Origin of the sequence: Paenarthrobacter sp. Z7-10 (assembly GCF_026932795.1) — a bacterium.
In the GTDB taxonomy this organism is placed as follows: Bacteria; Actinomycetota; Actinomycetes; order Actinomycetales; family Micrococcaceae; genus Arthrobacter_M.
On the sequence record NZ_JADPVH010000082.1, the window covers coordinates 1 to 11,364 of the forward strand.

An 11,364-nucleotide genomic window follows, 5' to 3' on the forward strand; every position below is an offset into this window, starting at 1 on the left:
CCAGACTGCGGCTCAAGAACCCAAAAGCAGCTGGGGCAGCCTGAGCCTGTACGGCATCATCAGGGAACTCCAACGAGTTCTCGCCGGATGGCTTGGTTACTGCCCCCACTGCCGACAACGAGCACCAACATAACAAAGTACTACTAGTTCACGCGTTCGCCGGCCGTGACCATGGGACGAACGGTTTACGAACGACGCCTCCATAACGTTGGGAGCACGACGGCGGCAGGCCAGCGGCCGCGGTTATGGAGGAGGATTCAGATGACAACCTTGCAGGCTCCCACCGAGGGGCAGCTGCATTCCGACGTTCCGTTCGGCGAACTCGGTGCCGCACTCCGCGGCCGGCTGATTACGGCGGTTGACGACGATTACGATGCCGCCCGTGCGGTGTACAACGCAATGATTGACCGCAGACCGGCGGCGATCGCCCAGTGTGTCCACGCCGCCGACGTGGCCCGCTGCGTTGACTTCGCCCGCAGGCATGGGCTCACGGTGGCCGTCCGGGGAGGAGGCCACAACGCGGCCGGCCTGGGGGTGTGGGACGACGCGCTGGTTATCGATCTCTCCGTCATGCGCAGCACCACCGTTGACCCGGAGAACAAAACGGTCCGGGTGGACGGCGGCTGCACCTGGGGAGACGTGGACAGTGCCACTGTTCCCTATGGGATGGCAACGCCGTCGGGATTCCTGGCGTCCACAGGCGTGGGCTGACTCACGCTGGGTGGCGGCGTCGGCTATCTGTCCCGACGCTACGGCCTGACGGTGGAGAATCTGCTCAGCGCCGACGTCGTCCTCGCCGACGGAACGCTTGTGAAGGCGGCCGCTGCATCCAACCCGGAGCTGTTTTGGGCGCTCCGGGGTGGCGGAGGCAACTTTGGCGTCGTTGTTTCCTTCACCTTTGCCTGTCATGACATTGGCGACAACGGCACCATCGTTGGCGGTCCCATTCTCTATGACCTGGCGGACACGCCCGCGGTCATGCGCTGGTACCGTGAACTGCTGCCGGCCCTGCCGGAGGAACTCAGCGGCTGGCTTGGACTGATCACTATCCCGCCCGCGCCGCCCTTTCCCGAGCAGCTGTGGGGGCGGAAATCATGTGCCATCGTGTGGTGTTACACCGGCGCCCCGGACGCTGCCGAGGCCGTGCTGGCGCCGGTTAAGGCGTTCGGGTCACCGCTGCTGGTGGGTCTGGCCGAAATGCCTTTCTCCACCCTGCAGTCCGCGTTCGATGGTCTGTACCCGGCTGGCCTGCAATGGTATTGGCGGGCGGATATGTTTACCGAGATAACCGACGAAGCGATCGAAATCCACTGCAAATATGCGGCCCAACTCCCAACCGGTCACTCCACCATGCACCTGTACCCCATCGACGGGGCGGCCGCGCGGGTACGCGAAAGCGACACCGCCTTCGCCTACCGCGACGGCGGCTGGGCCGGGGTCATCGTTGGTGTGGATCCCGATCCGTCAAATTCCGCCGCAATCAAGGACTGGGCGCAGCGGTACTGGACCGAACTCCATCCGACGTCCGCGGGCGGCGCTTACGTTAATTTCCTGATGGACGAGGGGCAGGAGAGGGTGCGGGCGGCCTATCGGGGGAATTATGACAGGCTGGCCCAGATCAAGGCCAAGTACGACCCGGACAACGTGTTCCACGTCAACCAAAACATCCTGCCGGCCGGTTAGCTGGGATGCGGCCGCGTTCCGGAGTTCCGGGAAGCCGCACCGGGGCGTATGTGAAGGGCGGTGGCTCACGACCCGTCCGCGGCGCCTTCGGCCGGTCCAAGGCGGGGGGAACTAGACTGGTGCGATGCTCAGAATCGGTCTAACCGGCGGCATCGCCTCGGGCAAATCCCTGGTAGCGGCCCGGCTGCTCGAGTTGGGGGCCGTCCTGATCGACGCCGATGTGCTGGCCCGCGAGGCAGTAGCCGCCGGGACACCGGGTTTGGATCGGCTAGTCCAGACTTTCGGGGCCAAGGTCCTCGGACCGGACGGGACATTGGACCGGCCCTCCCTCGCCGCCCTTGTTTTCGGCCAGCCCGAAGAATTGGCGAGGCTGAACGCCGTCGTCCACCCGTTGGTGCGCCGCCGTGCTGCCGAGCTGATGGACCAGGCTCCAGCCGATGCCATCGTGGTCCAGGACATCCCGCTGCTGGTGGAAACGGGCCAGGGGGCGAGCTTCCAGCTGGTGCTGGTGGTGGACGCACCCGAAGCGGAGCGGATCCGGCGGATGGTGCGGCACCGAGGCATGGCAAGGCGGGATGCGGCAGCGCGCATTCGGGCGCAGGCCAGCGACGCGGAGAGGTACGCCGCGGCGGACGTCATCATTGACAACAGCGCTGATCCGGAGGCCGCATTGTCCCAAGTGGACCAATTGTGGGCTCAGCGGCTCGCGCTGTTTTCACAAAATCTGCTCGCCGGTCGGGCGGCTACGCGGACAGGGCCCGCCGTCCTGGCGCCGGCTGATCCGCACTGGCCGCTCCAGGCCGCACGACTGGCGGCGCGGATCCGCGCGGCTGCCCCCGAGGACATCGTGGCGGTGGACCATATCGGTTCCACCGCCGTGCCGGGACTTGATGCCATGGACGTCCTGGATCTGCAGGTCCGGGTCCGCACGCTGGCGGATGCCGACCGGATCGTGCCGGAACTGACCCGGTCCGGTTTCCCGCCACTGCCGGGACAGCGGCTGGACCAGCCGAAGGCGTGTGATCCAGATCCGGCGCACTGGCACAAACGCCTGCATGCCTCGGCCGATCCGGGCCGGGCCGCCAATGTCCACATCCGGGTGCAGGACTCGCCCGGCGCGCGTTATGCGTTGGCGTTCCGGGACTGGCTCCGGGCTGAGGCGGCCGTCCGCGATGCCTACCTGACTGAAAAGCGCCGGGCGGCCCGGGCTTACGCTTCCGATCCCGACACCGCCGGCTACGCCCTGGGCAAGGAAGCGTGGATTGCCGGCGTCGCGGAACCGGGACTGCGGCGGTGGATCCGGGCCACTGGCTGGACCTCACCGTGATGGACGCCGGGTCTGCTAACGCGTGTCGGTGCCACGCGGTAGCGTTGATGTATGAGTCTTGCCCAGGAAATCAACCGCGTCGTTGCACCCTTCGAGGTCATCAGCGATTATCAGCCGGCCGGTGACCAGCCGGCCGCAATCAAGGAACTCGCCGAGCGTATCAACAACGGTGAAAAGGACGTGGTGCTCCTTGGCGCCACGGGCACCGGAAAATCGGCGACGACGGCCTGGCTGATTGAAAAGATCCAGCGGCCAACGCTGGTCATGGTTCAGAACAAAACGCTGGCGGCCCAGCTGGCGAACGAGTTCCGTGAACTGCTGCCAAACAATGCGGTGGAATATTTTGTTTCGTACTACGACTATTACCAGCCGGAAGCCTATGTGCCGCAGACGGATACCTTTATCGAAAAGGATTCCTCGGTCAATGAGGAAGTCGAACGGCTCCGGCATTCGGCCACCAACGCCCTGCTGACCCGCCGGGACGTCATCGTGGTGGCGACGGTTTCCTGCATCTATGGCCTCGGAACGCCTGAAGAATATGTGGCAGGGATGGTGACATTGCGCCGAGGGGCGCAGATGAACCGGGATGACCTGCTGCGGAAGTTCGTCAGCATGCAGTACGCGCGCAATGACATCGACTTCCACCGGGGAACGTTTAGGGTCCGCGGAGACACCGTGGAGATCATCCCGATGTATGAGGAGCAGGCGCTGCGGATTGAGTTTTTCGGGGACGAGATCGAAAAGATTTATACGCTGCACCCGCTGACGGGTGAAGTGATCCGCGAGGAGACCGAAATGTATGTCTTTCCGGCCTCGCACTATGTTGCAGGTCCGGAGCGAATGAATCGGGCCGTCAAGCAGATCGAGGACGAGCTGGCGGTGCGGCTGAAGGAGCTGGAGGGGCAGAACAAACTGCTCGAGGCCCAGCGGCTGCGGATGCGGACCACCTATGATCTGGAAATGATGGCGCAGATGGGGTTCTGCAACGGCATCGAAAACTATTCCCGGCACATTGACGGCCGCGGATCGGGTACCGCCCCGCACTGCCTGATCGATTATTTTCCCGATGACTTCCTGCTGGTGGTTGACGAGTCGCACGTGACTATTCCACAGATCGGTGCCATGTACGAGGGGGATATGTCCCGCAAGCGCACGCTGGTGGACCACGGCTTCCGGCTGCCCTCCGCGATGGACAACCGGCCGCTGAAATGGGACGAATTCCTGGAGCGGATCGGTCAGACGGTCTATCTGTCCGCCACGCCGGGCAAGTACGAGCTCGGTAAAGCGGACGGCACCGTGCAGCAGATCATTCGGCCCACCGGACTGATTGATCCCGAGGTGGTGGTCAAACCCACCAAGGGCCAGATCGATGACCTGCTCGGGGAGATCCACACCCGGGTGGCGAAGAACGAGCGCATTCTGGTCACGACGCTGACCAAGCGAATGTCCGAGGATCTGACCGACTATCTCCTTGGCCATGGCGTCAAGGTGCAGTATCTGCATTCGGATGTGGACACGCTGCGGCGGGTGGAACTGCTGCGTGAACTGAGGATGGGTACCTTCGATGTGCTGGTCGGCATTAACCTGCTGCGCGAGGGTCTGGATCTGCCCGAGGTGTCGCTGGTCAGCATCCTCGATGCGGACAAGGAGGGATTCCTCCGGTCGGCCACCTCGCTCATTCAGACCATCGGCCGCGCCGCCCGCAATGTGTCCGGGCAGGTGCATATGTACGCGGACCGGATCACCAATTCAATGGCCATTGCCATTGACGAGACGAACCGGCGCCGGGAAATCCAGGTCGAATACAACACCACCCACGGGATCGATCCGACACCGCTGCGCAAGCGGATTGCCGACATCACCGATTCACTGACCAGGGAGGACGCGGACACCCTGGAGCTGTTGGAATCCACGGGCAAAGGACGGGGCAAAGGCCGGGGCAAGGCGCCCGTTCCGGTTCGCAGGGATGGCTTGGCCGCCGTCCCGGCCGAGGACCTGCTGGATCTGATCTCCCAGCTGACGGACCAGATGCATGCCGCGGCCGGCGAGCTTCAGTTCGAATTGGCTGCGCGGCTGCGCGACGAGGTGGGCGACCTTAAGAAGGAACTGCGCCAGATGCAGTCGGCTGGCCACGCCTGAACTGAGCCAGGGCCGCAGCCCTACTGCACGTCGGCCGCGACGGTGCGGCACATGCCTAAGAGCCGGGAGAAGATCGCCTCACCGTCTTCGGTGATGCCGTCATGGTGATAGTCACCCGTTTCCCACGCCTGCAGCCCGAGGACAGCGGCTGCGGTTTCCATCGACAGATCGTGGTCCACGTAAATGTCGTCCAGGTAGACCGCTGCGGAAACCGGGACGGTGTTGCGCGACAACTGGTCAAGGTCGTAAAGCGGCGGCCAGTTCCGGCGTTCAGCGAGCAGATCCGCGACCGCCTGCAGCGGCTCCAGTGCGGGATCCTGTTCAAAATACCAGGGGTAAACCATCTCGCCCGTCAGCAGAGGTTCGTCCGCGGAGGGAAGGAAATCCGGCCGGCTGCCGAGGACCCGAGACGCTGACCATGCCGAGGCCTGGCCCTGGCAGTAGATGGATTCGTGCAGCAGGGCGTAAAGCGGATTGGATGCCCGGGAGACCTGGCCTTCCACTTGGGCCAGAAACGGATCGGAGAGCCGATCGCCGTCCGGGGTGCAGACGAAAGCGTCCTCGAGCAGATAGTGCAGCCCATCGATCCGGGTATTGCCACCCAGGAAGTTTCCCACCATCTGAAAACGCTCCGGAGTCAGCCGCTCGCCCGAGGGCAGGATCTCCGCGACGGATTCCAGATGGCGCACGATCCGAGTGACGGCATCGCGGTCCTGCGGATATCGGGCGAAGTATTCAGTGTTTCGGGCGGCCACCCGGGAGAACGTCGCTTCGTACACACGGTCCGGGTGCCCGGTCAGTGGTGCCAGACCACCGGTGATCAAAACCTCGCGCAGTCCGTCCGGGGCGAAGGAAAGATAGGTCAGGGCACAGAAGCCGCCAAAGCTTTGGCCGTAGATACTCCATGGGCCAGCCACCAGGGCGCGGCGGAACAACTCGGCGTCCGCCACAATGGAATCGGCGCGGAAATGAGTCAGGTACTCGGCCTGCTCGGCGACTGTACCCACAGCAGGAAGGGTCTGCCGATTAACCGGGCTGGACAGTCCGGTCCCGCGCTGGTCCAGCATCAGTACCCGGAAGGAGCCGGTAGCTTCCTTGAGCCAGCCGAACAATGACAGCGGCCGGGCTCCCCGGCCGCCCGGCCCGCCCTGCAGATACAGCAGCCAAGGAAGCTCCTCCACAACTTCGGGAGCGTGCCCGGCTGCCACTATTTCACGCGCGAAAATTTTCAGCTGCGGACCGGTGGGATCGCTGTGATCCAGCGGAACGGTTAACCAGTGGTCAGTCAGGCGCATGCCGTTAATGCTGTAGGAGTTCATCAGCGCACCGACTCCTTCGCGCCGAAACCCGCCAGGGCTTCTCCAGTGAGCCTAAAGGTGGACCAGCCGTCCTGGGGGGCGGCACCCAGGCTCCGATAGAACTGGATGGACGGTTCATTCCAGTCCAGCACGCTCCACTCGACCCGGGCATATCCACGGTCCACGGCAGTCTGGGCCAGCGTGCGCAGCAGCGACTTGCCGTGTCCGCCGCCGCGGGAGCCGGGCCGCACATACAGGTCTTCCAGGTAGATACCGTGCCCCCCCTCCCAGGTGGAGTAATTGAGGAACCACAGGGCAAATCCTTGGACCGTGCCGCCGTCGTCCTCAGCGACGTGCGCAAAGATCCGGGGACCGTCGCCAAAGAGCGCGGTGGAGAGCAGATCGGCGGTATTCTTCACCGCGTCCGGTTCCTGTTCATATACGGCCAACTCGTGGATCATGGCCAGGATTTCGGGGACGTCGGCGGGCTTGGCGGCGCGGATCAGACTCATGGTTCGAGACTATCGGAGATTACCGGCCGTTCCGGTTAGCTTGGCGGCATGCCTAAGTTCAGCCCGCAGTTCGGGCCGGTGGCAGGAACTGCCGGCTGACCGTTCAGAGCCGACCGAAGTTTTGCAGCTGCACGACGGCGGCACCTGCGGCGTCGGAGGCAGCCAGATCCACCTGGGCGTCAAATCCCCAGTCGTGGTTGCCCGCCGGATCATCCACGATCTGACGGACGTTCCAGACGCCGTCGCCGGGCGTGATGACCAGCAGGGCGGGGCCGCGGGCGGACGGCCCGTCATTGAGGTATTCGTGTTCGTCCCAATAGTTATCCAGCGCATCCGCCCAGCGGTCCGCGTCCCAGCCGGCGCCGCCGTCGAGCTCACCCAGCGCCTCAAAGTTATCCGCGGCGGCGAGCTCCACACGGCGGAACATCTCGTTGCGCACCATGACCCGGAAGGCACGCTCGTTGCCCGTCAGACTCGGCGGCGGCGGTGGCGGAGCGTCGTGCGGGGTGGGAGCTGCCCCGGAAGTCAGCTCCTCCCATTCGTCCAGCAAGGAGGAATCAACCTGGCGGACCAGCTCACCGAGCCAGGCGATGATGTCTTCCAGGTCTTCCCGCAACGCATCCTGCGGAACCGTCTGGTGCAGGGCCTTGTAGGCATCCGCGAGGTACCGCAGCACAATTCCTTCGGAACGGGACAACGAATAGAACTGCACGAACTCGCCGAAGTTCATCGCCCGCTCGTACATATCGCGCACTATCGATTTGGGGGAGAGCTCGAAGTCGCCCACCCACGGCGAGGCCTTGCGGTACACCTCAAAGGACTGCTGCAGCAATTCCCCGAGCGGCTGCGGATAGCTGACCTCATCCAACGCGGCCATCCGCTGCTCATACTCGATCCCCTCGGCCTTCATCGCGGTAATCGCCTCGGTCCGGGCATGCCGCAGCTGGGCGGAGAGGATCTGGCGTGGCTTCTCCAGAGTCGACTCGATCACGGAGACGGCATCCAGGGCATAACCGGCGGATTCTGGATCCAGCAGTTCCAGCGCGGCGAGGGCGAAGGGGGAGAGCGGCTGGTTCAGGGCAAAATTGAGCTGGAGGTGGACGGTCAGGCGCACCGTACGGCCGTCCGGACCCTGCTCCTCGGGCGGGATTCGTTCCAGGATGCCGGCGCCGAGGAGCTCGCGGTAGATCCCCAATGCCTTGCGCATCAGCTTGAGCTGCGTTGCGCGTGGCTCCCGGTTGTTCGTCAGCAGCCGGCGGGCGGCCTGGAACGGGTCTCCGGGACGCTCAAGAAGGTTCAGCAGCATGGCGTGCGTGATCGTGAAGCTGGAGGTCAGCGGCTCCGGTACTGATTCCACCAGCCGCGTGTAGGTGGGCTCACCCCAGCTGACAAAACCTTCCGGCGGCTTCTTTTTCACCACCTGGCGGAGCTTCTTTTGGTCATCGCCAAACTTGGCGTGGGCCTTGGCCATCGCCTTGGCGTTCTCCACCACATGTTCGGGGGCCTGCACGACGACGGTCCCGGCCGTGTCATAGCCGGCCCGGCCGGCGCGGCCGGCGATCTGGTGGAACTCCCGGACCTGCAGCACCCGGGTGCGGACGCCGTCGTACTTGCTCAACGCGGTGAACAATACGGTGCGGATGGGAACGTTGATGCCCACGCCCAACGTGTCCGTTCCACAGATCACTTTCAGCAGTCCGGCCTGTGCCAGCTGTTCGACCAGCCGCCGGTATTTGGGCAGCATGCCGGCATGGTGGACGCCGATGCCATGCCGCACCAGCCGGTTGAGGGTTTTGCCAAAGCCGGCGGCGAAACGGAAGCCGGCAATCAGTTCCGCAATGCTGTCCTTTTCCGCACGGCTGCAGACGTTGATGCTCATGAGGTTCTGAGCGCGGTCAATCGCCTCGGCCTGGCTGAAATGCACCACGTAGACCGGCACCTGTTTGGTGGCCAGCAGCTCCTCCAAGCTTTCGTGCACAGGGGTCTGGACGTAATAGTAGTGCAGCGGAATGGGCCGCTCGGCGGAGGAGACCGTCGTCGTCGTCCGTCCGGTCAGTTCGGTGAGTCCACGCTCGAAGCTGGCCACATCACCCAGCGTGGCGGACATCAGCAGGAACTGCGCCTGCGGAAGCTCCATCAGCGGGACCTGCCAGGCCCAGCCGCGCTGCGGATCCGCATAGCAGTGGAATTCATCCATGATCACGGGCCCCAAGGCGGCATCGCGGCCCTCACGCAGAGCGATATTGGCCAGGATCTCCGCCGTGCAGCAGATGATGGGTGCGTCCTGGTTGACCGAGGAGTCGCCGGTGATCATGCCGACGTTCTGCGCCCCGAAGATGTCGCACAAGGCGAAAAACTTTTCCGAAACTAAGGCCTTGATCGGTGCGGTGTAGAAGCTCCGCTTGCCGGTGGCCAGGGCGTGGAAGTGCGCCGCGACAGCCACCAGCGACTTGCCCGAACCGGTGGGCGTGGACAGGATCACGTTGTTCCCTGAGACCAGCTCCATGGTGGCCTCTTCCTGAGCAGGGTACAGGCTCAGGCCGCGGCCGTCGGCCCAGTCAAGAAAGGCCGCCAGCACGGCATCGGGATCGGGGGAGCCGCTAAGGAGCGGAGGCAGCAGGTCAGCAAGGTTCATGGTCCCTCCAGCTTAACGGCAAGTGTTCCTGCCCGGTGTGGCAGGATGTTCCCATGCATAGCGGCGGCGTGGAGTGGGACCCGGTCAAATACGTTCAGTTCGGAAATTACCGGGACCGGCCGTTCTTCGACCTGACCGGCCGGATCAGTGCCGAGAGCCCGCGGCGGGTGGTGGATCTTGGCTGCGGCCCGGGAAACCTTACGGCTGCCTTGGCCCGCCGTTGGCCGGATGCCGAGGTGCTCGGGCTGGACTCTTCAGCGCAGATGATCGAAACCGCGCGGCAGCTCAAGAACGCTCCTGAGAACCTTTCCTTCCAGCAGGGCGACATCGCGTCCTGGATGCCCGACGCTGCAACGGACGTGCTGGTCTCCAATGCAGCGCTGCAGTGGGTTCCCGGGCATCAGCTGCTGATGAAGTCGTGGTTGGCCGCCATGATGCCCGGGTCCTGGCTGGCCGTGCAGGTTCCGGGAAACTTTGGCTCGCCATCGCATGCATTGATGCGGCGGCTGGCGGATTCCCCGCGCTGGCGGTCCCGACTGGGCGGTGTGCTCCGGCACGAGGACGCCGTGGCCGAGCCTGAGGACTACCTGCAGCTCCTGCTTGATGCGGGCTGGCTGGCCGATGGCTGGGAGACGACCTACCAGCAGGTGCTCCAGGGCGAGCACCCGGTGCTGGAATGGGTACGCGGAACAGGCTTGCGGCCGGTCCTGGCGGTGTTGGACGCGGAGGAGGCGCGGGAGTTTGAGGCCGTTTACTCGACCGAACTGGACGAGGCATATCCGCCGACAGAAAACGGCATCTTGTATCCGTTCCGGCGGCTGTTCTGCGTTGGACAGAAGATTGGACAGAGGAAATGAGCACCCAACCGATGGACGAACCGGACGATGCGGCGCCAGCGGACGCGGCCCAGCCGGACGCCGCCTCAGCAGCGCTGTTGCCCTTCCCGCTGGATTGGACCCGGGCACTGGTCATCATGGCGCATCCTGACGATCCGGAATATGGCGTGGCTGCCGCCGTGGCGCAGTGGACGGCGGCGGGCAAGGAGGTTGAGTACCTGCTGGCCACCCGTGGTGAGGCCGGGATTGCCGGCATCCCTCCGGAGCAGTCCGGTCCGCTCCGTGCGGACGAGCAGGCCCGGGCCTGCTCCCACGTGGGCGTGAGCGCCCTGGATTTCCTCGACTTCCAGGACGGCCGGCTGGTGGAGGGGTTGGAACTGCGCCTCGTTCTGGCCCGGGAAATCCGCAGTCGAAAGCCGGACCTCATCATCACCCTCAATCACCGGGACACCTGGGGACCGGGAGCCTGGAACAGCGCCGACCACCGGGCGCTGGGCCGCTCGGTGTTGGATGCGGTGGGGGACGCCGGGAATGACTGGATCTTCCCGGAGCTGCTGGAAGAAGGGTTGCAACTGCACAAGGTACGTTGGGTGGCGGTCGCCTCGACCCGCCCGAGCCATGTCCAGTCGGTAAATGCGGCCAGCGTGGAAGCCGCTGTGGCATCCCTGGCCGAACACGAGCAGTATCTGCGGGCTCTCAGCGACGTTCCCGTCCTGGAGCAGGCCCGGAATCAGATCCAGTCGGTGACGGGGGCGAGCCACCAGGTCCGGTTCGAACTTTTTGGCGGCTAGGACGGTGCTGATTAATCGGGGGCGTTAAGGCGCGCCTTCGAACGGTTTCCCGGGATTGCGGAAGACTGGATTCATGCAGGGTATTGATGATGGTCAGCGTCAGCTTTTGGATGTTGGTGTGCTCGCGGGCCATTTGCTTCCGG

General features: G+C 64.4%; 9 protein-coding genes. 6 read left to right on the plus strand and 3 right to left on the minus strand.

Annotated elements, in window-relative coordinates; genetic code table 11:
* Nucleotides 1-261 precede the first annotated feature (261 nt).
* From IV498_RS17450 to uvrB, 4 genes are all read left to right on the plus strand, one after another.
* Entirely contained in the window at nt 262-711 is a 450-nt protein-coding gene (locus IV498_RS17450) for an FAD-binding oxidoreductase (protein WP_269048354.1), read from the plus strand.
* A gap of 51 nt (nt 712-762) precedes the next feature.
* The gene (locus IV498_RS17455; RefSeq protein ID WP_269048355.1) at nt 763-1,683 is read left to right on the plus strand and encodes a BBE domain-containing protein; all 921 of its coding nucleotides are present in this window, start codon (nt 763-765) and stop codon (nt 1,681-1,683) included.
* Between the two features lie 124 nt (nt 1,684-1,807).
* Nucleotides 1,808-3,010 carry a dephospho-CoA kinase gene (gene coaE, locus IV498_RS17460; RefSeq protein WP_269048356.1) on the plus strand — a complete coding sequence of 401 codons (1,203 nt, stop codon included), beginning with the start codon at nt 1,808-1,810 and terminating at the stop codon, nt 3,008-3,010.
* Between the two features lie 51 nt (nt 3,011-3,061).
* Entirely contained in the window at nt 3,062-5,149 is a 2,088-nt protein-coding gene (uvrB, locus tag IV498_RS17465) for an excinuclease ABC subunit UvrB (RefSeq protein ID WP_269048357.1), read from the plus strand.
* Nucleotides 5,150-5,169: 20 nt separating this feature from the next.
* Here uvrB and IV498_RS17470 read toward each other — a convergent pair whose 3' ends face one another.
* From IV498_RS17470 to IV498_RS17480, 3 genes are all read right to left on the minus strand, one after another.
* Complete coding sequence (locus tag IV498_RS17470; RefSeq protein WP_269048358.1) at nt 5,170-6,468, minus strand: alpha/beta fold hydrolase; 1,299 nt, start codon at nt 6,466-6,468, stop codon at nt 5,170-5,172.
* Nucleotides 6,468-6,959 (minus strand): GNAT family N-acetyltransferase, encoded by a 492-nt coding sequence (locus tag IV498_RS17475; RefSeq protein WP_269048359.1) that lies wholly within the window; start codon nt 6,957-6,959, stop codon nt 6,468-6,470. Before IV498_RS17475 ends, IV498_RS17470 begins: the two co-directional genes overlap by 1 nt.
* A gap of 103 nt (nt 6,960-7,062) precedes the next feature.
* A complete protein-coding gene (locus IV498_RS17480) occupies nt 7,063-9,594 on the minus strand; it encodes a DEAD/DEAH box helicase (RefSeq protein WP_269048360.1) in 2,532 nt (843 codons plus the stop codon).
* 53 nt (nt 9,595-9,647) lie between these two features.
* On the opposite strand from IV498_RS17480, the gene IV498_RS17485 reads away from it, so the two are divergent.
* Together IV498_RS17485 and IV498_RS17490 are read left to right on the plus strand one after the other, a co-directional pair.
* The gene (locus IV498_RS17485; RefSeq protein ID WP_269048361.1) at nt 9,648-10,451 is read left to right on the plus strand and encodes a trans-aconitate 2-methyltransferase; all 804 of its coding nucleotides are present in this window, start codon (nt 9,648-9,650) and stop codon (nt 10,449-10,451) included.
* Entirely contained in the window at nt 10,448-11,221 is a 774-nt protein-coding gene (locus tag IV498_RS17490) for a PIG-L deacetylase family protein (RefSeq protein ID WP_269048362.1), read from the plus strand. Before IV498_RS17485 ends, IV498_RS17490 begins: the two co-directional genes overlap by 4 nt.
* Nucleotides 11,222-11,364 lie beyond the last annotated feature (143 nt).